Origin of the sequence: Pseudomonas sp. FP1762 (assembly GCF_030687105.1) — a bacterium.
GTDB classification, from domain to species: domain Bacteria; phylum Pseudomonadota; class Gammaproteobacteria; order Pseudomonadales; family Pseudomonadaceae; genus Aquipseudomonas; species Aquipseudomonas siliginis.
This window is the reverse complement of record NZ_CP117458.1, coordinates 4,662,062-4,685,162: the sequence shown is the minus strand read 5'-3', so window position 1 is coordinate 4,685,162 and position 23,101 is coordinate 4,662,062. Positions and strand designations below refer to the sequence as shown.

20 protein-coding genes are annotated in these 23,101 nt (G+C 61.0%); 7 read left to right on the top strand and 13 right to left on the bottom strand.

All coding sequences use genetic code 11. The annotated features are described in order from the left end of the window. Positions 1 to 3: 3 nt before the first annotated feature. The 8 genes from PSH90_RS20765 to PSH90_RS20730 all read right to left on the bottom strand — a co-directional run bounded on the left by PSH90_RS20765 (position 4) and on the right by PSH90_RS20730 (position 10,640). Positions 4 to 1,152, bottom strand: coding sequence for an efflux RND transporter periplasmic adaptor subunit (locus PSH90_RS20765; RefSeq protein WP_305381452.1), 1,149 nt, complete (start codon positions 1,150 to 1,152; stop codon positions 4 to 6). A 255-nt stretch (positions 1,153 to 1,407) separates the two neighbouring features. Continuing rightward, a complete protein-coding gene (locus PSH90_RS20760) occupies positions 1,408 to 2,508 on the bottom strand; it encodes a DUF1513 domain-containing protein (protein ID WP_305381451.1) in 1,101 nt (366 codons plus the stop codon). 14 nt (positions 2,509 to 2,522) lie between these two features. Further along, entirely contained in the window at positions 2,523 to 3,587 is a 1,065-nt protein-coding gene (locus PSH90_RS20755; RefSeq protein WP_252876822.1) for an imelysin family protein, read from the bottom strand. Between the two features lie 27 nt (positions 3,588 to 3,614). Continuing rightward, on the bottom strand, positions 3,615 to 5,042 hold the full coding sequence (locus tag PSH90_RS20750; protein WP_305381449.1) for a di-heme oxidoredictase family protein: 1,428 nt from the start codon (positions 5,040 to 5,042) through the stop codon (positions 3,615 to 3,617). Between the two features lie 277 nt (positions 5,043 to 5,319). Next, a complete protein-coding gene (locus PSH90_RS20745) occupies positions 5,320 to 6,672 on the bottom strand; it encodes an imelysin family protein (RefSeq protein WP_252868195.1) in 1,353 nt (450 codons plus the stop codon). A 211-nt stretch (positions 6,673 to 6,883) separates the two neighbouring features. After that, positions 6,884 to 8,935, bottom strand: a complete 2,052-nt coding sequence (locus tag PSH90_RS20740; protein WP_016773430.1) for a bifunctional diguanylate cyclase/phosphodiesterase — start codon at positions 8,933 to 8,935, stop codon at positions 6,884 to 6,886. A 329-nt stretch (positions 8,936 to 9,264) separates the two neighbouring features. Continuing rightward, complete coding sequence (locus PSH90_RS20735; protein ID WP_016773431.1) at positions 9,265 to 9,861, bottom strand: superoxide dismutase; 597 nt, start codon at positions 9,859 to 9,861, stop codon at positions 9,265 to 9,267. Between the two features lie 176 nt (positions 9,862 to 10,037). Beyond that, positions 10,038 to 10,640, bottom strand: a complete 603-nt coding sequence (locus tag PSH90_RS20730) for a LysE/ArgO family amino acid transporter (protein ID WP_150637403.1) — start codon at positions 10,638 to 10,640, stop codon at positions 10,038 to 10,040. A 96-nt stretch (positions 10,641 to 10,736) separates the two neighbouring features. On the opposite strand from PSH90_RS20730, the gene PSH90_RS20725 reads away from it, so the two are divergent. The 4 genes from PSH90_RS20725 to PSH90_RS20710 all read left to right on the top strand — a co-directional run bounded on the left by PSH90_RS20725 (position 10,737) and on the right by PSH90_RS20710 (position 14,673). Further along, entirely contained in the window at positions 10,737 to 11,624 is an 888-nt protein-coding gene (locus PSH90_RS20725) for a LysR family transcriptional regulator ArgP (protein ID WP_150637405.1), read from the top strand. 99 nt (positions 11,625 to 11,723) lie between these two features. Beyond that, complete coding sequence (locus tag PSH90_RS20720; RefSeq protein ID WP_252868194.1) at positions 11,724 to 12,716, top strand: NAD(P)-dependent oxidoreductase; 993 nt, start codon at positions 11,724 to 11,726, stop codon at positions 12,714 to 12,716. Between the two features lie 116 nt (positions 12,717 to 12,832). Beyond that, complete coding sequence (locus PSH90_RS20715) at positions 12,833 to 13,690, top strand: ATPase (protein WP_252868193.1); 858 nt, start codon at positions 12,833 to 12,835, stop codon at positions 13,688 to 13,690. A 134-nt stretch (positions 13,691 to 13,824) separates the two neighbouring features. Continuing rightward, complete coding sequence (locus PSH90_RS20710) at positions 13,825 to 14,673, top strand: cache domain-containing protein (RefSeq protein ID WP_095181439.1); 849 nt, start codon at positions 13,825 to 13,827, stop codon at positions 14,671 to 14,673. 123 nt (positions 14,674 to 14,796) lie between these two features. Here PSH90_RS20710 and PSH90_RS20705 read toward each other — a convergent pair whose 3' ends face one another. Together PSH90_RS20705 and pobA are read right to left on the bottom strand one after the other, a co-directional pair. Then, positions 14,797 to 16,314: an MDR family MFS transporter gene (locus tag PSH90_RS20705; RefSeq protein ID WP_305381448.1), complete on the bottom strand. Its 1,518-nt coding sequence runs from the start codon at positions 16,312 to 16,314 to the stop codon at positions 14,797 to 14,799. A 78-nt stretch (positions 16,315 to 16,392) separates the two neighbouring features. Further along, positions 16,393 to 17,586 (bottom strand): 4-hydroxybenzoate 3-monooxygenase, encoded by a 1,194-nt coding sequence (gene pobA / locus PSH90_RS20700; protein ID WP_305381447.1) that lies wholly within the window; start codon positions 17,584 to 17,586, stop codon positions 16,393 to 16,395. Positions 17,587 to 17,761: 175 nt separating this feature from the next. Between pobA and PSH90_RS20695 the strand changes: the two genes are divergently transcribed. Then, positions 17,762 to 18,652 carry a helix-turn-helix domain-containing protein gene (locus PSH90_RS20695; protein ID WP_024014136.1) on the top strand — a complete coding sequence of 297 codons (891 nt, stop codon included), beginning with the start codon at positions 17,762 to 17,764 and terminating at the stop codon, positions 18,650 to 18,652. A gap of 130 nt (positions 18,653 to 18,782) precedes the next feature. Here PSH90_RS20695 and PSH90_RS20690 read toward each other — a convergent pair whose 3' ends face one another. Next, the gene (locus tag PSH90_RS20690; protein ID WP_016773438.1) at positions 18,783 to 18,959 is read right to left on the bottom strand and encodes a hypothetical protein; all 177 of its coding nucleotides are present in this window, start codon (positions 18,957 to 18,959) and stop codon (positions 18,783 to 18,785) included. A gap of 218 nt (positions 18,960 to 19,177) precedes the next feature. Then, positions 19,178 to 20,083, bottom strand: coding sequence for a LysR family transcriptional regulator (locus tag PSH90_RS20685; protein WP_305381446.1), 906 nt, complete (start codon positions 20,081 to 20,083; stop codon positions 19,178 to 19,180). Between the two features lie 113 nt (positions 20,084 to 20,196). Between PSH90_RS20685 and PSH90_RS20680 the strand changes: the two genes are divergently transcribed. Further along, positions 20,197 to 21,075, top strand: a complete 879-nt coding sequence (locus PSH90_RS20680; RefSeq protein ID WP_071173407.1) for an MBL fold metallo-hydrolase — start codon at positions 20,197 to 20,199, stop codon at positions 21,073 to 21,075. Positions 21,076 to 21,120: 45 nt separating this feature from the next. Next, entirely contained in the window at positions 21,121 to 21,735 is a 615-nt protein-coding gene (locus PSH90_RS20675) for an NAD(P)-dependent oxidoreductase (RefSeq protein WP_252876816.1), read from the top strand. A 323-nt stretch (positions 21,736 to 22,058) separates the two neighbouring features. Here PSH90_RS20675 and PSH90_RS20670 read toward each other — a convergent pair whose 3' ends face one another. Continuing rightward, on the bottom strand, positions 22,059 to 22,940 hold the full coding sequence (locus PSH90_RS20670; RefSeq protein WP_305381445.1) for a LysR substrate-binding domain-containing protein: 882 nt from the start codon (positions 22,938 to 22,940) through the stop codon (positions 22,059 to 22,061). Between the last annotated feature and the right edge of the window lie 161 nt (positions 22,941 to 23,101).

Genomic DNA, 23,101 nt, shown 5'->3' with positions numbered 1-23,101 from the left:
TGATCAGTCGGCGCGAGGCGGACTGTTCTGCTCGCCGAGGGTCTTGTCGTCGCTGATTGCGATAGGGGCACCGTTGTCCAGTTTGATCTGGCCAGCCGTCACCACTTGTTCGCCGCTCTGCACGCCCTTGTTGATCATCACCAGGCCATCGCGGCGTTCGCCGGTCTCGACGAAGCGCCGCTCGGCAATCAGCAGCGGTTGGCCGTTGTCATCCTTGGCGACGCTGCCGTCCTCGGCCTTCTTCTGCCCGACCACATAAACCGAGTTGCCGTACAGGGTGTAGGTGATCGCGCTTTCCGGCACGACGATGTGCTTCTGCGGATTTGGCAGCAGCACTTCAAGGCTGGCGAACATCCCCGGCAGCAGCTTGCCGTCGGGGTTGGCCAGGGTGGCGCGGACGAGGATGTTGCGCGTGGTGCTTTCGACGATCGGATTGATCGCGCTGATCTTGCCGACGAAGTTCTGCCCCGGATAAGCCGCCACGGTGAACTGTACGGGCTGGCCGATAGCGAGTTTCGGCACCGATTGCTCGGGCACGTAGAAGTCGGCGTAGAGGCTGCTCAAGTCCTGCAACGTGGCGATTTTGGTGCCACTGGCGAGGTAGTCGCCGACGTCGACCTGACGGATGCCGATAGTGCCGCTGAACGGCGCGAGGATGCGCTTTTTCGCCAGCGATGCGTTGAGCTGATTGACCGTGGCCTTGTTCTTTTGCAGCACGGCGGAGAGGCGGTCGTACTCGCCTTTGGAGATCGCGCGGCTGTCGACCAGTTGCGCGCCACGGCCGAAGTCCAGTTGCGCCAGGCCGAGGTCGGCGCGGGCAGTTTCCAGCAGGGCGGATTCGACGGCGCTGTCGAGTTGCAGCAGCGGTTGGCCGGCCTTGACCTTCTGCCCGGATTCGAATTTGAGTTCAGTGACGGTGCCGGCGACTTCCAGACTCAAGTCGACACCTTGCAGGGCCTTGAGCGTGCCGACGGTGGGCAGGCGCATCTGCCACGGCTGTTCGCCGGCAGTGGCCACGGCGACGCTGATCGGCGGCTTGGGCTTGGAAAAGCCCTGGATCATCGTGTAGATCGAAAAGGCTTTGTATCCGCCCAGTACCAGGACGATCAGCAAAACAACACCCAACATGATCAGCATGCGGCGACGCAGCATATTTCCATTTCCTTGGATAAATCATGAGACAGGCGGGCACATTACTCCGAGTCAGGTGGGGATTCCAACTGGCAGTTATTACGTGAAGGCCGGATATGAACCCTGTGGCGAGGGGATTTATCCCCGTTGGGCTGCGAAGCGGCCCCCTGAATCCTTCAGTCATACCGCAATTGCAGTTTTAAGGGCGGCTGCGCCACCCAACGGGGATAAATCCCCTCGCCACAGGATGGGGGGCCGTCTCAAAAATGGGGGGTATCAGGCCATCAGATGAAGATGGTTGTCCCAGAGCCCCGCCGGCAATTCCAGCGGCTTGGCCAGCAGTTGTTCCTGGCGGCAATCGTAGTAACGGCAACGGCCCTGCCCCGAGGTCACGACAAAGCCATCCTTTACCGCACCGACGCCAGCACAATCAGGCAAAGGCGCATCGAGGCGCAGTTCGCCGCTGTCCAGATCCCAGATAAAGAAACGATTGCCGCGCGGCGCCGTCAACGCGACCAGACGCAGATCGCTGTGCACCGCGACGCTGGCGGTGTAGTGCCCCATCGCCTGCAACTGCTGCTCGGCCACCGGGAACGCCACGAACGCTTGTCCCGGTCGCTTGATCGCCAACAGCTCCGAACGCTCGTGGGACGGCCCCATGAATTGCTGACCGGCGACGATGGTGCCGTCACTGGCGATGCCCAGGTGGCGGACGCTGTTCATCTGCTGGGCGAGGGTTTCCTTGCTCAGCAACGTGCCGTCGCGCTGCATCAGCACCAGGCTCGGTTCCATGGCGTTAAGGTTCATGTCGACGCGGCTTTCCGCCTCGGTGCGAATCCCGCCGTTGGCCACTACCAGCGTCTCGCCGTCGGGCATCCACGACACCTGATGCGGGCCGAGGCCATGGGTGGAAATCTCGCCCGTGTGCACCAGCCGCTCGCCTTCGAACTTATACACACCGAGCAAACCGCGACCAGGATCGGTCGTATCGTTTTCGGTGGCGTACAGGTATTCGCCGTCCTTGTGCACCACGGCGTGGCCGTAGAAGTGCCGGTCCGGCTGCGAGGTCACGGTCTGCAGCAGCTTGCCGTCGCGCAGGTCGATCAGGTAACTCTCGGTTCCCGGACGCCGCGCGACGAACAGCGCCAGCGGCTGCGTCGGATGATTGATGATGTCGTGACAACGCTGGCCGACGTGGGTGGCGAACACCCGCGTACCGTCGAGCCGATAGCCGACGGCGTAATGCTTGCCGTCAGTATCGTCGCGCGCCGACAGCAACAGCGGGCTCTGATCCTTGCGTTTGAACAGCGTCCAGCCGCCCAGCGTCACTGCTCCCAGCAGTGCACTACCTAAAGTCAGAACCTGACGTCGCAGCATGGCACTCGCCCTCATCAGTCACCGTCGTTGGCGTTGAAGCCCAGTTGGATGCCCAGCGCCTTGGCCAGCTCGCCTTCATGCAGGCGATGGACGACGTTGAGGCTGTCGTAGATATCGTTGAGTTGCTGGCGCCCGGCGTCGTCTTCGAGCATTTCGCCGAGCGAACGCTGGGTGCTGTCGAACAGCTTCAGCGAAGCGGCATAAGCGGCATCGATCTTGTCCGCCAACGGTTTCTGCTCGGCCGGCAGCAGACCGCGCAGGCCTTTGTTGTCGACGCCTTCCCAGACGGTTTTGGCTGCGGCAAGGCTGGCTTCCAACGCCGACAGCGACGACTGGCTGCGCCACGCATCCGCCTGGAATGGCTGCGGCACGCCTTTGCTTTGCCGGCCCATCGGCGTGCCGAGTTTTTTCTTCAGGGTATCCAGTGCCGTCACTTGTACGCGCAGCAGATCGGCGATCGCTTCGTGGGAGTCGGCGTAGCGCTGGTTAGGGAACTTGCTCATCTGCGCGAGCATGCCGTCGGTGTTGTTCCAGCCCTGCAGGATTTCTTCCGCCAGTTGCTTCTGGCGTTCGCCGATGGCGATCAGCAGCGGGCAGTATTTGGCTTTTTGCGCGTCGTTGGCGACGTCAGGCTTGGCGTCGAAGAGGATGTATTCGTAAGCCGACAGGCCCTGCACCACGACGCTGGATTTGGCCAGTGCGGCGGCATCGATCTGCGGCTGGGCGACGACCAGTTGCTCGACCTGACGGCCAACCAGGTTTTTCTTGTCCGGCCAGAACTGCACTTGCCACGAACGATTGCCCTCGGCCAGCGGGCCGATCAGCAGCGGTTGCAACTCGGCCCAGGCTTTCTGCGCGTGAAGGAAGTCGGCACGGGCGGTTTCCAGGGTCTCTTTGCCCTGGCAGTAGGCGAGGGCGCTGACCGCCAGTTGCCGGTCGGCTTCGACCCAGCGAGTGTAGGTCGGCAGGATCACCGATTTGGCGATCGCCGCCGAAGTGACCGCTTGCGGGTCCTGCGGCGAGCAGGCGCCGAGGGCGAGCGCGGCAAGGCTGGTGAACAGTAACTTGGGACGGAACATGTCGGGCTCCCGATGCTTTTTCAGTATTTAAAGTGAGTTCAGAAACGCCAGCAACGCAGCGCGCTGCTCGGCATTGAAAGACAAAACCTGTTGCTGCGCCGCCGTCGCCTCGCCGCCATGCCAGAGCACCGCTTCGAGCAGGTTGCGTGCGCGACCGTCATGCAAAAACTGGGTGTGACCGCTGACCGCTTGCGTCAGACCAATCCCCCACAACGGCGGCGTGCGCCAGTCGCGGCCGGAGGCCTTGAATTCCGTGCGGTTGTCCGCCAGGCCTTCGCCCATGTCATGCAGCAGCAAGTCGCTGTATGGACGAATCACCTGATTGGCCAATTCCGGTTCGGCGGCATCGGCGGCCGTGGTGTATTTCGGCGTGTGGCACGACTGGCAACCGGCCTGGAAAAACAGATTCTTGCCGGCCAGCACCTGTGGATCGTTGACGCCACGGCGCGCCGGCACTGCGAGATTGCGGCTGTAGAACAGCACCAGCCGCAGAATGTTGTCGCTCACCTCCGGTTCACCGTCCGGGCCATTGCCGTTCGGCGCCTGTTTGCAGGCAGTCTGCGCCTCGGTGCAATCGTCGAACGGCCGCAGGCTGGTGGTCAGGCCCATGTCACCGGAGAACGCGTGAACATTCTGTTGATTGAGATTCGGTTGCCCGGCTTTCCAGCCGAACCGGCCGATGACGGTTTTCTGCAACTGGTCATCCCAGACCTGGTTGGGTCGGCCATTGATGCCGTTGCTCTCTTTCGCCTGGGCGGCGGCGTTGGCGAGGATCGCCTCTTCAGGGATCGCTTCGAGCAGGCCCAGACCAATCATCGGCGGCGCCACCCGCGCGGAAAAACGCGTGTCCGGGTGCATCGGCCCGTAACCGAGTTGAGTGATCTGCAAGGTCGGTTTGCGCAGCTCGACTTCAGTGCCGTCCTTGAAGCGTACGGGCACCGGCGTGTAGTCCACCCGCACCTTGCCTTCCGGGGGAACGCCGGGCACGGCCATATCCTGGAACTGCCCGCCATATACCGGCTCCGGCACCACGCCGAGCTGTTGGATGACTTTGGCGTATTGCGGCGCGTCGGGAATCGACAGGCGCACCAGCATCGACACCGCATTGGATGCGTCAGGTGCCGGCGGATGCCCGCGACCGTCCTTGATGTGGCAATTCTGGCAGGCGTTGGTATTGAACAACGGGCCGAGGCCATCGCGGGCCGTGGTGGTCGACGGCGCGATCACCCACGGGCTGCGAAAGAAACTGTTGCCGACACTGAAGTCCACCCGCCGCGAGGGCGGCAAGTTGGCCGATGGCAGGGAGAAGGCGTTCTGATCGCTCTTGCGCACAGTCGCCGCACCGCCCGAACGCGCTTCCCCCGGCTCGGCCTTGGTGAAACGCGGGGCGTCATCGCAGGCACTCAGGCCCAGGGCCAGCAACAGTGCGGACAAGCGAAGAGGCAGCGAGGGCATCAGACATCCTGCGGACGGGCAAAAATGAAGGCGCAAAGTCTAACAGGGCGGGGGAGTTTGAATAAGAGGAATTATCGTTTGCTTGATATCGCGCAAGCTTTGAAGCGCATGCCAACACTGTGGGAGCGAGCCTGCTCGCGAAAGCGATGCCCGACGCGCTGAAAATGCTGCGCCGGATAAAGCCTTCGCGAGCAGGCTCGCTCCCACAGGGATAGTGGTGTGCCAATAATGAAAAAGGCGACCCGAAGGTCGCCTCTTTTTGACGCGGACGCTGCGATCAGAATTCGTGATCGGCGCTGTCCGGGTTCAGGTCGCTGATGCCCAGTTTGCCCGCAGCGGCTTCGATCGAGCCGGTCTGCTTGACCAGCGCGGCGATGGCGTCGCGAACGACCTGGTTGCCAGCGGTGTTGCCGGCAGCGATCAACTGGTCGTAGTGCTCACCCTTGTTGGCGTGATCGACCATGACCTGGATCTTCGCTTCGGTCGCGGCCAGATCGGCTTTCAGCGCGGTGTCGGCAGCCGGATCGGCCTTGGCCACCAGCGACGACAGGCTGGCGCCGGTCATCTTGGTGCCGTCAACACGGGTGTACTCGCCCAGGTAAACGTTACGCACGCCTTTGGCGTCGTAGAAGTGCGAGTAGTGGGTGTTGTCGCTGAAGCAATCCTGCTCGTCTTCAGGGGAGTTGGCTTCCAGGGAAACCTTCATGCGCTCGCCCGCCAGTTCACCCAGGGACAGGCTGCCCATGCCGAAGAGCATTTTGCGCATGCCGGTTTCGCCTGGCTCGGCTTCCAGCGTGGCGCGGTAGTTGTCGGCCACGTTCGGCTTCCAGTTGGCGACCATTTCTTCCAGATCGCTGACCAGCAGTTGGGTCACGGCTTTCAGGTAGGCGCGACGACGCTCGTTGTGACCACCGGTGGCACCGGCGCCTTCCAGGTAGTCCGAGGCCGGACGGTTGCCAGCGCCAGGGCCGGTGCCGTTCAGATCCTGGCCCCAGAGCAGGAATTCGATCGCGTGGTAGCCGGTGGCGACGTTGGCTTCGGAACCGCCCAGCTCGTTGAGGCTGGCGAGTTTTTCCGGGGTGATTTCTTTCACGTCGACTTTGTCTTCGCCGACCTGCACTTCGGTGTTGGCAATGATATTGGCGCTGGCGCCCGGGTTACCCAGTGCGTGCTCGTAGGATTTGTCGACGTAGTCGATCAGGCCTTCGTCCAGCGGCCAGGCGTTAACCTGACCTTCCCAATCGTCAATGATGGTGTTGCCGAAGCGGAACACTTCGCTCTGCAGGTACGGCACGCGCGCGGCGACCCAGGCAGCCTTGGCGGCTTTGAGGGTGTCGGCATTCGGCTTGGCGAGGAACGCGTCGACCGCAGTTTGCAGGGTTTTCGCAGTGGATTCGGCATCGCTGTAAACGGCGAAGACCATGTCGGCATAGTGCGCGACCACAGCCTTGGCGGCAGCATCGTCAACTTTACCGGCAGCAGGAGCCGGTGCAGCGGCAGGGGCTGGAGCAGCGCTGCTGGAAGCCGGAGTCATTTCGGAGGCTTTTTCTTTGTCCTTGCCTTCGCCGCAACCGGCGAGGGAAATAGCGATGGCCAGCAGACTGGCGGTAGCCAGAGGCATACGAATCATGGCGAACATCCTGCTTCGGTAGTTGAATGGACTGGCGCCGGGGGCGCGCAAAACTGCGACATAATGCAAATCTTTCGCATTATGTGTAAAGGCGTGCTTGGAAATATTTCTTATTTGCGCATGAAGATCAAAAGATCGCAGCCTCGTTGCACTCGTCAGCTCCTACAGAAGGAACGCATTTCAAATGTAGGAGCTGCCGAAGGCTGCGATCTTATAAAATAGCCGCGTTGCTGCGTTGCGCCTGCTTGAGGTAAATACCCAGCTCCCGCGCTGGCAGCGGTTTGCTGTAGTGGTAGCCCTGACCTTCGTGGCAACCCTCGGAAATGATGTAGGTTTCCTGCTCGGCGGTCTCCACGCCCTCGGCAATCACCTGCATGCCCAGGCTCTTGCCCAGCTGGATGATCGCGCGAACGATGGTCGCGTCATCGTCGTCATCGAGCAGGTCCTGCACGAAGCTCTTGTCGATCTTGATCTTGTCCAGCGGCAGGCTTTTCAGATAACTGAGGGACGAGTAGCCGGTGCCGAAGTCGTCGATCGCGATCAGCGCACCGGAGCGGCGCAGGCTCAGCAAATGCTGGGCGGCGGTGGTGATGTCTTCCATCAGGCCGGTTTCGGTGACTTCCAGTTCCAGACTGCGCGGCGGCAGGCGGTACATCTGCAACAGGTTGTTGACCACCCGTGGCAGCTCGGCGTGGTGCAGTTGCACGGTGGACAGATTCACCGCCATGCGCAAATCGACAAAACCTTGATCGTGCCATTCGCGCAATTGCTTGCAGGCCTGATCGAGCACCCACTCGCCGATGGCGATGATCGTGCCGTTCTGTTCGGCCAGCGGAATGAACAGGTCCGGCGGCACCAGCCCGTGTTCCGGATGTTGCCAGCGAATCAGCGCTTCGACGCCAACCACGCGGTGATCGCGATAGCTGATCTGCGGCTGATAGACGAGGTAGAACTGGTCGCGGATCAGCGCATCGCGCAAATCTTTTTCCAGCTCGCGACGACGGCGCATCTCGCTGTCGACGCTGGCGATATAGAACTGATAGCGATTGCGCGAGCGGGTCTTGGCCAGGGTCATGGTCTGCTCGGCTTTCTGCAACAACTTCTCGGTGCTGTCGCCGTCCTCCGGAAACAGGGTGATGCCGATGGTCGCGCGCAGGCGGATTTCCTGATCGTCGAGGGCGAAGGGCGCCTCAAGATCATCGAGAATGCTCTGCGCCAGTTCTGCTGCTTCGTAAGGCTGTTCAATGTCGGCCTGCACCAGCGCGAACTGATCGCCGCCCAGGCGAGCGAGGGCGCCCAGGCGACCGCTGTGGGCACGTAAACGATCGGCCAGGGCCAGCAGCAATTGGTCGCCGGTCTGGTAGCTGAATTGCTCGTTGATGCCCTTGAAGTCATCCAGGCCGACGCACAACACCGCGACGCGGCGCTGCAGCTTGCCGGCATCCACCAGAATCTTGTCCAGTTGCTGCTGCAATTGCTGGCGGTTCGGCAGGCCGGTGAGGAAGTCGTACTGGGCCATGCGCAGCAGGCTGTTTTCCGCTTCGTGGCGCAGGTGGGTGTTGCGTTCGATGGACTCGAGCAACTGGTTGGCAGTGTTGATCCACAGGCCCAGTTCGTTCTTTTCGTGGCCCTTGATCTGCGGAATCTTGTGCTCGCTGGGACGATCGGGGTTGATTTCGGTGAGGTGCTCGATGATTCGTGACAGCGGTTTGGTCAGCAGCCAGTGATAGACCAGATACAGCACCAGCCCCAACGCCAGTGCGCGCAACACCCCGGAAATGAAAATGATCACCGAGCTGACGATGAAACCTTCGCCATAAGTGGCGGTGTCGAGGGTGATGCTCAGGTCGCCGTAGTATTCGCTGTAAGGGCCACGGCCGACCAATTGCGTGGTAAAGGTGCGTTCCTGGCCGAGAATCAGGTCGGTCAGCCAACGGCTATTGGAATGCTGCAGTTCGCGGGATTTTTGCGCCAGCATGGCTTCGTTGGGGTGGCCGATGGAGGCCTGACGCACGGCGTCGTCCTGGAACAGCCCTTCGATCACCTGCATGCCCATTTCCCGGTCCAGGCTGTACACGGCCTGGGTCGATGGATCGCGGAACATGTCGAGGATGCGCTCGGCGTCGCCGGCAACCGCCTGACGGGTCTTGTAGGCATCGAAGACAATCTGCGCGCAGCTCAAGACTACGCCTACGATCAATGCCGACAGGAGCACGACCCGGAGCAACTTCACCGACAAGCTGTTCTTGAGTTCCAGCTTCAAAGGGTTATTCCTTGTTCCGTGCGGGTAGCGTCAAGTTGCCATGAGTATTGGCAATCCCGGGTTGGCAGTCAAAGGGACAATCGGGCACGGGAAAAGTCGCCGTGATCCTGGCCGCAATGTCGTCATTTGAGTAATAGCTCTGAATTAACTGTGTCGGTTGCAATTGCCTTCAACTTGAGCACTGGGCCAAAGATTTTTTCCTGTCTGTGATGGTAGACGGCTGGGGGCTGGCGGCAAACGGCGCGAAGCTGCTTTTACCGTGCGAGAAACGCCATGCGCCGGGCATAAAAAAACCCGGCAGAAGCCGGGTTTTTCATCTGGCGCGCAGCTTAAGCGGTGAAGGTTTTGCCTTCGAACTGCTCGGCCACGAACTTCCAGTTGACCAGGTTCCAGAACGCTTCAACGTACTTCGGACGCAGGTTGCGGTAGTCGATGTAGTAAGCGTGTTCCCAGACGTCGCAGGTCAGCAGCGGGGTGTCGCCGCTGGTCAGCGGGTTGCCGGCGCCGATGGTGCTGGCCAGGGCCAGGGAACCGTCAGCCTTTTTCACCAGCCAGCCCCAGCCGGAACCGAAGGTGCCGATCGAGGTTTTGCTGAATTCTTCCTTGAACTTGTCGAACGAACCGAACGCTGCGTTGATGGCATCTGCCAGTGCGCCGGTTGGTTGACCGCCGGCGTTTGGCGCCAGGCAGTTCCAGTAGAAAGTGTGGTTCCAGACCTGAGCGGCGTTGTTGAAGATGCCGCCCGAAGAAGTCTTGACGATTTCTTCCAGGGTCTTGCCTTCAAACTCGGTGCCTGGCACCAGGTTGTTCAGGTTCACGACGTAGGTGTTGTGGTGCTTGTCGTGGTGGAACTCCAGGGTTTCCTTGGAGATGTGCGGCTGCAGGGCATCGTGTGCGTAAGGCAGCGGCGGCAATTCGAAAGCCATGATGATTCTCCTAATCAGGTCTGTTGCGGTGAGCGCAAGGCCGATCACGGGCGGCCGGAAATGCACCGGCGAGTTTTTACTCTTTGCGGCGCAGGGTTCGGATCATAGCACCGGGGTCGCGCCTTAACCACGCAACAACTGTGTGGGATAGAGGTTCCAGAGCCTTTGCGAATAAATCATCCGGCGATGATCAACTGCGCGGCGACGGTGAACATCATTAACGCCACCACCAGATCGAGAATGCGCCACGTGCTCGGGCGGGCCAGCCACGGTGCCAGCCACGCCGCGCCGAGGGCCAGGGTGAAAAACCACAGCAACGATGCACTCGCCGCGCCGACCACATAAGCGCCCGGCACCGATTGCTGCGCGCCCAGCGAGCCGATCAGCAATACCGTATCGAGATAAACGTGGGGGTTGAGCAAGGTCACCGCCAGCGCGCTGAGCATCACTGCGCGCAGCGAACGCACGCTCTGGTTTTCGCCTTGCTCAAGGCTCTGTTTCGAGCAGGCCCGGCGCAGTGCCTGGCTGCCGTACCAGATCAGAAACGTCGCACCGCCCCAACGGGCGATCGCCAGCAGGGTCGGGTTCTGCGCGAGGATCGTCGCCAGGCCGAACACCCCGGCCGCGACCAGAATTGCGTCACACACCACGCACAATGCCGCCACCGGCAAATGGTGTTCACGGCGCAGGCTTTGCGCCAAGACGAAAGCGTTCTGCGTGCCGATCGCCATGATCAGGCCGAACGCCACCAACAGGCCGTTTACGTAGCTTTGCCACATGGGAGAGATCCTTGAAAGAGAGTGCTTGCTGGCTATTCTCCGGTGTGACGCTGTATAAGAAAAACCAATAGTGCTGATCGCCCATTAGGAAAACTGATGTTCGACTATAAGTTGCTTTCCGCGCTCGCCGCTGTGGTCGAGCAGGCCGGATTCGATCGCGCCGCACAGGTGCTCGGCCTGTCGCAGTCGGCGATCTCCCAGCGCATCAAATTGCTTGAAGCGCGGGTCGGCCAGCCAGTGCTGGTGCGCGAAACACCGCCATCGCCGACCGAGATCGGCCGACGCTTGCTCAACCATGTGCAGCAGGTGCGTCTGCTCGAGCGCGACTTGCAATCAGTGGTGCCGGCGCTGGACGAAGAAGGCCTGCCCGATCGCCTGCGCATCGCCCTCAACGCCGACAGCCTCGCCACTTGGTGGGCCGAGGCCGTCGGCGATTTCTGCGCCGAGCAGCATTTGTTGCTCGACCTGATCGTCGAAGACCAGACCGTCGGTCTCAAGCGCATGCGTGCGGGTGAAGTGGCCGCATGCCTGTGTGCCAGCGAGCGGCCGGTGGCGGGAGCCCGCAGCGTGTTGCTCGGCGCCATGCGTTATCGGGCGCTGGCCAGTCCAGCCTTCCTTGCTCGGCATTTTCCCGAAGGCGTGCGCGCCGAACAGCTGCCGCGCACCCCGGCGCTGGTGTTCGGTCCGGACGATTTCCTTCAGCATCGCTATCTGGCGCTGTTGGGCGTCGACGGCGCGTTCGAGCACCATTTATGCCCGTCCTCCGAAGGCTTCATCCGCCTGACCGAAGCCGGTCTGGGCTGGGGCCTGGTGCCGGAACTGCAGGTGCACGAGCAATTGCAACGCGGGGTGCTGCGCGAATTGCTGCCAGATAAACCGATCGACGTGCCGCTGTACTGGCATCATTGGCGCAATGGCGGCCAGTTGCTCAATCTACTGACCGAACAACTGCTGCGCTCCTCAAAGCAATGGCTAGTGGCTTGAACGCAGCAACAAGCGTCAAGCTGCAAGCGGCAAGAATACGTACCGTTTCAACTTGCAGCTGAAAGCTCGAAGCTTGCAGCTGCTTCCCTGGAGTTTTTGATGAAGATTTTGGTTACCGGCGCCAGTGGCTTTATTGGCGGGCGCTTTGCGCGTTTCGCCCTGGAGCAGGGCCTTGAAGTGCGGGTCAACGGTCGCCGGGCCGAGAGCGTCGAACATCTGGTGCGCCGGGGCGCGGAGTTCGTGCCGGGCGATCTGACCGACGCCGATCTGGTGCGGGATCTGTGCAGCGATGTCGAGGCCGTGGTGCATTGCGCCGGTGCTGTCGGTGTGTGGGGGCGTTATCAGGACTTTCATCAGGGCAACGTCGAAGTCACCGAAAACGTCGTCGAAGCCTGCCTCAAGCAGCGGGTGCGGCGGCTGGTGCATCTGTCGTCGCCATCGATCTATTTCGATGGCCGCGACCATGTAGGCCTGACCGAAGAGCAAGTGCCCAAACGCTTCAAGCATCCCTACGCCGCGACCAAGTATCTGGCCGAGCAGAAAGTCTTCGGTGCCCAGGAATTCGGTCTGGAAACCATCGCCCTGCGCCCGCGTTTCGTCACCGGTGCCGGTGACATGAGCATCTTCCCGCGCCTGCTGAAGATGCAGCGCAAGGGCCGGCTGGCGATCATCGGCGACGGCTTGAACAAGGTCGATTTCACCAGCGTGCAAAATCTCAACGAAGCCATGCTTAGCAGCCTGTTGGCGCAAGGTTCGGCGCTGGGCAAGGCCTACAACATCAGCAACGGTACGCCGGTGCCGCTGTGGGACGTGGTCAATTACGTGATGCGCCGGATGGACGTCAATCAGGTGCGCAAATATCGCTCCTACGGTCTCGCGTACAGCGTCGCGGCGCTCAATGAAGGCGCGTGCATGCTCTGGCCGGGACGCCCGGAGCCGACCCTGTCGCGTCTGGGCATGCAGGTCATGAAAAAAAATTTCACCCTCGACATCAGCCGCGCCCGGCATTATCTCGACTACGATCCGAAAGTCAGCCTCTGGGCTGCCCTCGATGAGTTCTGTGCGTGGTGGAAAGCCCAGGACATCCGTTGAAACGATTCGGCCGGGCGGCAATGAACCGCCTTGCGGGTTGAGGGTCAATGCCTGCGGCTGCGGCGGTTATACTTCGCAGCATTTAGCCATCACCGCGTTTGCCAAAGGTTGCCTCAATGTCCATGCGAAACGATGCCCACGACGACGATTTCGATAACGTGCCAAGCCTGCGCGCTGACCCGTTCGACGACGATGACATCGCGCCCAGCCCCCGCACTTCCGTGCATTCGCGCACGGCGCCAGTGGTCAAGGTCAGGGCCGCCAGCACCGGGCCGCTGTGGGCGCTGGTCGGTGCGTTGTTTTTCGCCTTCATCGGTCTGGCCTGGTGGAGCTTCCAGCAGATCTCGCTGATGGAACAGCAACTGGTCGCCACCCAGGAAAGCTTCGCCCGCATCAGCGAAGAAGCGGCGGGGCGCCTGCAGGATATTTCCGGCAAGGTCGTCGCCAGCCAGAGCAACGTCAACAGTGACAGCGAAGCGCTGAAGCTGCAGATCAAACAACTCGAAGGCAAGCTGCTCGACCAGAGCAAGCAGCAGCAAGGCGTGGCCGGGCAGACCAGCGAGCTGGACAAGCGGCTGGCGCAAATGACCGCGCAGACCACCGAACAGCAGAACGCCAATACGCAGTTGCAGGCTCAGGTCAAAGCCTTGAGCGCCGAGCTGGCGACCATCAAAAGCACCCCGGCCGATACCAGCAAGGTCGATGCGCAGTTGAAAGCCTTCGACGCCCAGTTCAAAAGCCTCGGTGCCGATATCGCCGCGCTGAAGAAACAGGGCAACCCGAGCGCGGCGATCGATCGTCTGGAGCAGGACATCGTGGTGCTGAAAAGTCAGCAGGACAATCGCCCGGCAGCGCCACAGGGTGGCGGTAATACTGCCGAGTTCGATGCGTTCCGCGCGCAGATGACCCGCAACCTCAATACCTTGCAGGCGCAGATCCAGAATCTCCAGCAGCAGATCAATTCCCGCCCGTAGCGACTGATCTGTCGCCCGGAGGGCTTTGTCCCCTCACCACAGGGGCCTGTAATCCCCTGCATCATTCTGAATACTCGTACATCAGCCCAAGCCGTCTACGCTCTTGAGACACCAAAAAGAACGAGGGATGCGCTATGGGGTTTTTGCATAAAGTGGCCTGGCTCGGCCTGATTCTGCTGGCCGGTTTCGGCCAGGCCAGCGCCGCCACCGCCGCCAAGGATGACAGTCAGGCGGCCATCGCCCTGCTGGAAAAAGCCTTGGCCTACTACCACGACAATGGCGACAAGGCCTTCGCCGCCTTCAGCCGCCAGGGTGAGTTCGTCGACAAGGATCGCTACGTGTTCGTCCTCGACACCAAAGGCGTCATGCTTGCCAGTGGCGGGCCGTCATCGGCGCTGATCGGCCGTGATGTCAGCGAAGTGCTCGGGCCGGATCTGCAGAAGGCGTTCAAGGATGCGCTGAAAGTGCCGGAAGGCAACGGCATCCAGCAGGCCGAATACCGCTGGCAGAATTGGGCCGACGGCAAGGTCGAGCGCAAGCATGTGTTTTATCAGCGCGTCGGGCAGCGCATTCTCGCGGTGGGTTACTACTTGCCACGGGCTTCGGCTGAGCAGGCCAAGGCCTTGCTGGACAAAGCCGCGACGGATCTGGGCAAGGACGAGAAGGGCACGCTGGTTGCGATCAACTCGCTCAAGGGCGGATATCTGCAGGATGACCTGTATGTCTTCGTGGTCGATCTGAACAACCAGCGTTATGTCGCCCACGGCACCAATCTGCGCTTGATCAACACTGATTTTGGCAAGGTCAAGGACCCGGAAGGCAAGCCAGTGGGCGAGCCGATTCTGGCGCTGATCGGCAAGCAGGATGAAGGCGAATACGAATACCGCTGGAAAAACCCGGTGACCGGCAAGATCGAGGACAAGCATGCGTACCTGAAAAAGGTCGGGCATTTCCTCGTCGCGGTGGGCTACTACAGCCCTTGAGAGAACACCGTTCCCTTGTGGGAGCGAGCCTGCTCGCGAAGCGGTGTGTCATTCAGCTATGTGTCGGCTGACACCGCGCATTCGCGAGCAGGCTCGCTCCCACAGTGGTATTTGTTGCGGCAATTATTTCGCGCCGTGCTCCCGTCCGCGCAGCAGGTTGTTCGGCATGGCAATCGCCGCTGCCAGCCCCAGCAACGACACTGCCGTGCTGACCCAGAGCAAGTGGCGGAAGGTCACCAGCAGCTCCGCGCGCAAAGCGTTCTGCGCTTCGCCGGGTGCGGCGTTCAGGCCATCGAGCAGGACGTTGCCCGAATGCCCTTCGCTGATCAGCGAACTGTTCGTCAGGTGGGCGAAACTGGAGTCGTGCAGCAACGCCAGCAGCAGCGCCGACATCAACGCCACGCCCACCGCGCCGCCCAGTGAGCGGAACAGGTTGGTGGTGCTGGTGGCGACGCCGATGTCGCGTTGTTCCACCGAGTTTTGCGTGCCGACCAGCGAGGTCGGGAACTGCATGCCGCTGGCGATGCCGCTGAGCAGCATGAACAGACCGCTGAGCAGCGTTGCTTGTGGCGGACTGAAGGCCATGCCGAGAATCGAGATCGGCATGAGGATCGCCCCGGTGAGAATCTGCGGTTTGTAGCGTCCGGTAATCGAGGTGCGGCGGCCGGCGAAATAGGCACCGATCGGCAAGCCCATCGCCAATGGCAGCAAGTGCAGCGCTGCGCTGTCGGCGCCAGCGCCGGTGACGCTTTGGAAACGCAATGGCATCAGCACGATCAGCGAGATGGCCTGGAAACTGGTGAAGAAGATCGTGCACCAGCACAGCAGCGCGCTGCGATTGGTGAACAAGTGCATCGGCAGCAATGGCTCACGTGCACGGCGTTCATGCCAGACGAACAGCGCCAGCACCACCACGGCGCAGGCGAACAGGCCGAGCACTTCGCCGCTGCGCCATGAATGACCCTGGCCGACTTCGGTGATGCCGAGCAGCAACGCCGTGAGACCAATGATCATCAGCACCGTGCCGAGGTAATCGATCACCGGTTTGCGCTGCGGAATCGGCAAGCCGCGCAGGTTGCGCCGTGCCACCCACCACGCGCCAAGCCCCAGCGGCAGGTTGATCAGAAACACCCAGCGCCACGACAGGTATTCGGTCATGTAGCCGCCGAGCACCGGGCCGGCGACGCTGGCCACGGCGTACATGCTGCTGAAGTAACCCTGATAGCGCCCGCGTTCACGTGGCGGGACGATGTCGCCGATGATCGCCTGACTCACCGAGATCATGCCGCCGGCGCCGATGCCCTGAAGGATCCGCGCCAGCACCAGTTGCTCCATGCTCTGCGCCATGCCGCAGAACAGCGAGGCGAGGGTGAACAGGCCCATGCCGAACAACATCAGTTTGCGCCGCCCGTACAGGTCGCCGAGTTTGCCGTAGATCGGCACCGCCACGGTCATCGCCACCATGTAACCGGAAATCACCCAGGCCAGCAGGCTGACGTCCTTGAATTGCGCGGAGATCGCCGGCATCGATACGGCGACGATGGTCTGGTCCAGCGCACCGAGGAAGATCGCCATCATCAAGGCGACCAGCACGCTGCGAATGGCCGGTTTGGGCGTTTCAGGTTGATTGAGAGTGGTCACGGGCGAGCCTGCGGGCATTGATGGACCCGCGCGGCCATCGCGCGCGGGTGGATGCTCGCAGTGTAAGTCGGTAGGAAGCTATTCGATAGCCTCGTACGGAAGCCCGACGTAATTTTCTGCAATGGTTTTTTGCCCGGCTTGCGAGCTGACAAAATAGTCCAGTTCCGAAGCGCTGATGCGCTGGCTGAACTCATCGTGATCGTCGAAGCGATGCAGCATCGAAGTCATCCACCAGGAAAACCGCTCGGCTTTCCACACCCGGCGCAGGCAGATTTCCGAGTATTTTTCCAGCAGATCAGTGCGGCCTTCGCGATAGACCTTCAGCAGAATATTGAACAACGTGCTGACATCACTGGCGGCCAGGTTCAAGCCCTTGGCGCCGGTGGGCGGGACGATATGGGCAGCGTCGCCGACCAGGAACATCCGGCCGTATTGCATCGGTTCGACGACAAAACTGCGCAGCGGCGCGATGCTTTTTTCGATCGAAGGGCCAGTCACCAGTTTTTTCGCGAGGGCATCCGGCAGGCGTTTTTTCAGCTCATCCCAGAAACGCTGATCACTCCAGTCATCGACGTTTTCATCTGCCGGGACTTGCAGGTAATAGCGGGTGCGGGTGGCCGAACGCATGCTGCACAAAGCGAAGCCACGCTCGTGGCGGGCGTAGACCAATTCGTCGTGGACCGGCGGTGTGTCGGCGAGAATGCCCAGCCAGCCGAACGGGTAGACCCGCTCGAAGATCTTCAGGCAATCGGCCGGAATCGACTGCCGCGCGACGCCGTGGAAACCATCGCAACCGGCGATGTAATCACAATCGACGCGCCAGCTTTCACCGTCCTTTTCGAAGGTGACGAAAGCTTCGTCGCTTTTCATGCCGTGGGGAACGACATTGCTCGCCTGATAAATTGTCGGCGCCCCCGCGTCCCGACGAGCGGCCATCAGGTCGCGGGTGACCTCGGTCTGACCGTAGACCATTACTGTTTTACCGCCGGTCAGAGCGTGCAGATCGATGTGCACCTGACGCCCGTCCAGCGCCAGATCAAAGCCGCCATGAACCAGGCCTTCGGCATCCATTCGCTGACCGATGCCGGCCTCACGCAGCAGCTCTACCATGCCTTGTTCAAGCACACCGGCACGGATGCGCCCAAGAATGTAATCAGGCGTCTGGCGTTCGAGGATCAGGGTTTCGATGCCAGCGTTGTGCAGCAACTGGCCGAGGAGCAGTCCGGAAGGACCGGCGCCGATAATGGCGACTTGGGTTTTCAGGGTTTTCATTGTTTTTATGACTCGCAAGCTTCACGCAGCAACAGCCGGTGAATGATTTTATGGATCGAGTGCTTGCATTTTTCCCTTGCGGGTCTGTCAATTGAAGGTGAAAACTGAGCCGATACCTGTACATTCTGCCAATCGGTGCGATTATCGCCCAAAAACCAGAGGCCTGGATTGAAGTATGAACAAGCCTGCCCTGCCTTCTATTCCGGTGTTCAAGCTCTACGGTGAAAGCCTGGACTGGCCGACCCCGGACTTGCTGCACTGTGAAACCATTTCCTCGCGCAGTCGCGAACATCAATGGGAAATCAAACCTCACCGCCACGCGGATCTGTGCCAGCTGCTGTTCGTTTTCAAAGGTCAGGCAGAGCTTGAAATCGAAGGCCAGCGCACGCAACTCGAGACGCCAGCGATTCAGGTGCTGCCACCGTTATCGGTGCACGGGTTTCGTTTTTCCGAGGATGTTGAAGGCTTCATCGTCACCTTGGCCACACCGCTGATCAATCATTTGCAGGCGCAATTGGGTGATTCGGTACACGCCTTGGCTCGGGCGGAAAACTACCCGGCGGGCAAGGATGGCGATTATCTCAACAGCCTGTTTTCAGCCTTGCAGGCCGAGTACAACGGCCATCAACCGGCGCGGGAAATGCTCATGCATTCGCTGGTCAGTGTGATCATGGTCTGGGTCAGCCGTCAGGCGATCGTCCGCCACAAGGCCAGCCAACGGCCGCAACGCCAGCGCGAATACCTCAACGGTTTCATTCAGTTGGTGGAAGAGACTTACCGCCAGCACGTCAAGGTCGAAGACCTCGCCCATCGCCTGGGCATCTCCGTGTCGCATCTCAACGGCACCTGCCGTGAACTGGCCGGGCAACCGGCGTTGCAGATCATGCACGAGCGTCAGTTGCTGGAAGCCAAGCGCCTGCTGACCTACACCAGCATGACGATTTACGAGATGTCGGAGCTGTTGGGGTTTTCCGATCCGACCAACTTCACGCGCCTGTTCCGTCGCCGGGTGGGGATTTCGCCAAAGGCATTCCGCGACCGCTTGAAGGCCGAGCAACAATCCTGATGCGCTGATGAGCCCTGTGGGAGCGAGCCTGCTCGCGAATACGGTCGTTCATTCAGCAACTAGGCTGGCTGACACAGCGCATTCGCGAGCAGGCTCGCTCCCACAGCAGTTGCATTCCAGCGCAGGTCTATCAGCGCAATGCGTTCAGCGTGGCATTGTGCGGAATACACCGCTCATAGTTGCAGCTCGCATACTCACGCGGCAGCTGGCGCAACTGCTCGACCCGCCAGGCAGCGGTGCCGTACAGCGCCAGCGTGGCGGCGCAGGTGATGAAGATGGCGGCGTATCTTTTTGTTTTGATGTTCATGGTGTTCGACCTCTGAACGTCTACCTTGCGGTATTACTTTGAGCATAGGTCAGCGGCGCGTACTTGCCAGCGAGTGCGCTTGAGGATTTAGCCGGCCATTCAGCGAATTGATGCCTATGTGGGAGCGAGCCTGCTCGCGAAGGCGGTGGTCCAAGCGACATCAATGTTGAATGTACTGGCCTCTTCGCGAGCAGGCTCGCTCCCACAAGGGATCGGGTTTACAGGCCGTCATCCCAGGCCGGGGCCTCGGGAAAGCGCTGCACAAGAAAGTCGAGCATGCTGCGCAGTGCCGCCGGCATGTGTTTGCGTGAGGCGTACACCGCGTAGATATTCATCTGGCGCGGTTCGACATGTGGCAGCAAGCGCAGCAGTTCGCCGCTGTGAATATGCACGCCAGCCTGGTAGGTCGGCAGCATCGCCACGCCCGCGCCGGCCAGGGTTGCGCGCAGGAGGGTGCTGGCCTCGTTGGCGCTGATATTGCCCTGCACCGGCACCGAAACCGGTTCGCCATCCTCCTCGAAATGCCACAGGCTCTTGCCGAAATAGGAATGGGTCAGGCAGTTGTGTCGGCTCAGTTCCTCCACCCGCAACGGCGCCGGATGCTCAAGCAGATACGCCGGTGCTGCGCAGACCACCGAACGGCACACGGTCAAGCGTCTGGCGATCAGATTCGGATCAAGATCGTTGCTGGTGCGAATCGCCAGATCGATGCGCTCATCGACCAGATTCACCGTGCGGTCGAGCATCTGCAGATCGATGCTCACGCCGGGGTAAAGCTTGACGTATGCCGCCATCGCATCGGCCAGTTGCGCTTGGCCAAACGAGGTGCTGACGCTGATCCGCAGCAATCCGCGCGGCGCGTCATGGGGTTCACTGACGGCGGCCTGCATGTCGTGCGACAGGTCGATCATCTGCCGGCAGCGCGGGAGGATTTCGCTGCCGGCGGCGGTCAGGCTCAATTTGCGCGTGGTGCGGTGCATAAGCCGCGCGCCGACCCAGTCTTCCAGCTCCGCCAGATAGCGCGACACCACCGGCCGCGACAGGTCGAGGTGGTCGGCCGCCGCCGACTGGCTGCCCAGGTCCACGACCGTGACGAATACCCGCATTGCTTGAAGCCGATCCATGATTTGCCCGCTTTCAGAAACAAACTATGTCCAAGCATCGCATTTTTTGTACTGAGTCTGGCAACTAAGCTCTGTTGCATCGCCAGACTGGCATTCGCAATCCGGAGCAACACATGATCGGCTTTACCCCCTTCAAACGCGTTCTGCTCGCCGCAGCATTTTTCGGCTTTGCCGCCCATGCATCCGCCGCCGAGCTGAGCCTCGATGTCTACAACCCGGGCACCCAGGCGATTTTCCCGGTCAGCTCGGTGCTGGTCAGCGGTGAGAAAGAAGCGATTCTGGTCGACGCGCAATTCGGCAAATCCCAGGCTGAGCAGGTCGTGGAAAAGATCCGCGCCAGCGGCAAGCAATTGACCACCATCTACATCAGCCATGGCGACCCGGATTACTACTTTGGCCTCGACACCCTGACCAAGGCATTCCCGCAGGCGAAAGTGCTGGCTTCGCAGCCGACTGTCGATCACATCAAGCACACCGTCGACGGCAAACTGGCCTACTGGGGGCCGAAAATGGGCGCCGACGTGCCGGCGAAAACCATCGTCCCGGACGTGCTCAAGGGCGACAGCCTGACCCTCGAAGGCAAGCAATTGCAGGTGATCGGCCTCGACGGCAAGCAACCGGATCGCAGCTTCGTATGGATCCCGTCGCTCAAAGCAGTGGTCGGTGGCGTAGTGGTCGCCGAGAACATTCATGTGTGGATGGCCGACACCCAGACCGCGCAATCCCACGCCGACTGGCTGCACACCCTGCACACCATCGAAAGCCTGAAACCGCAAACCGTGGTGCCCGGTCATTTCCTGGGTGACAGCAGCCGCTCGCTGGCCAGCGTGAAATTCACCGCTGATTACATCAAGGCCTTCGATGCCGAAACCGCCAAGGCCAAAGACTCCGCTGCACTGATCGCAGCGATGAAAAAACGCTACCCGCAGCTGGGCGAGGAAAGCTCGCTGGAACTCAGCGCGAAAGTCGCCAAGGGCGAGATGCAGTGGTAAGCCGAACCTGAACACGCAGCCTTTTCAAGCCAACTGGAGAATGTCATGAGCAAGATCGCAATCATTGGCGCCACCGGCCGTGCCGGTAGCCAACTGCTGGAAGAAGCCCTGCGTCGCGGCCACAGCGTCACCGCCATTGCCCGCGATACCTCGAAGATCGGCAGCCGTGCCGGTGTCGTCAGCAAGAGCCTCGACGTGCTGGATTCGGCGGCGCTGCAAGCGGCGGTGGCCGGTCACGACGCAGTGATCAGCGCAGCGCATTTCGCCACCGTCCCGGCCTCGGCGATTGTCGGACCGGTAAAACAGGCGGGCGTGAAGCGCTTGCTGGTGGTCGGCGGCGCCGGTTCGCTGTTGCTGCCGGATGACACGCGAGTGATCGACAGTGCCGGTTTCCCGGCCGAATACAAAGCCGAGGCGAGCGCAGGTGCTGAGTTTCTTGATGCGTTGCGTCACGAGCAGGAACTGGACTGGACCTTTTTGTCGCCGTCGGCGGAGTTCGTCGAGGGTGAGCGCAGTGGCACATTCCGCGTCGGCAAGGATCATCTGTTGGTCAGTGCCGAAGGACGCAGCTGGATCACCTTTGCCGATTACGCGATTGCGCTGATTGACGAAGTGGAAACGCCGAAGCATTCGCGCCAGCGTTATACCGTCGGGTATTGAGTCAAGCCTTTTCCCCTCACCCCAGCCCTCTCCCGGGGGAGAGGGAGCCGACCGAGTTGTCTTGGGTCACGCATTGACCTGAACGACCGTGTCGATTATGGATTCGGCGTGGCTGTGTCAGGTCGATGAATTTCTTGAGTATCCCCAATCAGTTCCCTCTCCCTGGGGAGAGGGAGCCGACCGAGTTGTCTTGGGTCACGCATTGACCTGAACGGCCGTGTCGATTATGGATTCGGCGTGGCTGTGTCAGGTCGATGAATTTCTTGAGTGTCCCCAATCAGTTCCCTCTCCCTGGGGAGAGGGCTAGGGTGAGGGGAGAGGCTTCAGCGCAAATGAGCCTGCTCAACCAGCCAGAGCATCAGTTCCTCAAGTTGCGGCGAGGGTTCGGCTCCAGCAGGCACCACCACGTAATACGCCAACCCCGTCTTCACCTTCAACGCAAACGGCATCACCAGTCGTCCAGCGTCCAGATCATCACCAATCAGCGACCAGTCCCCGATCGCCACCCCCGTGCCGTGCGAGGCCATCGACATCGCCTGATCCAGCGTTTCGAAATGCTGCCCGCTGCCAAGGTTGCCCAATCGCAATCCCGCTGCATCGAGCCACACCGACCAGTCCTGAATGTCGTGGGTCGGGTGCAATAACAAGTGTTCCTGCAGGTCCTTTGGTGAATTCAGCGCCGGCGAGCCTTTGAGCAGTTGCGGCGAGCAGACCGGTGTCAGTTGCTCGTCGAACAGATGCAGTGCGCCTGGCGAATTGTCCGGCGGCGGACCGTAGATCACCGCGGCGTCGAATTGCTCGCGCTGGAAATCCACACCGTGTTGCAGCGAGGCCGTCAATTTCACCGGCACGTCCGGGCGTTCCTTCTGCCATTGCAGCAGGCGCGGCAGCAGCCAGCGCATCACGCAGCTTGGGGCCTTGAGTTGCAACGTCTGGTGTTTGAGCCCGATCTGCTCGGTCGCTTCACTGATCAGCCCGAAAACCTTCTCCACTTGTGGCAGCCATTCGCGGCCTTCGGCCGTCAGCGCCAGACCTCGGGCCAGACGGATGAACAGCGGATAACCGAGCTGTTCTTCCAGCCCGGCGATCTGCCGGCTCACCGCGCCCTGAGTGATGTGCAACTGCTCGGCGGCGCGAGTGAAATTGCAGCATTGCGCGGTGATCCAGAACGTATGCAGAGCGGGCAGGGGTGGCAGGCGTTTCATGGCGATCCGAGGTATGACGTGGGGACATGGCTAGTATGACTTTTAATCGATTGTTGCTGCCAGTTGCGCACCGTTCCAATGGGCACTCCACGGACCCTGTGGGAGCGAGCCTGCTCGCGAAGACGGTTCAAGGTTCGACACGGATGTTGGCTGGACCGCTT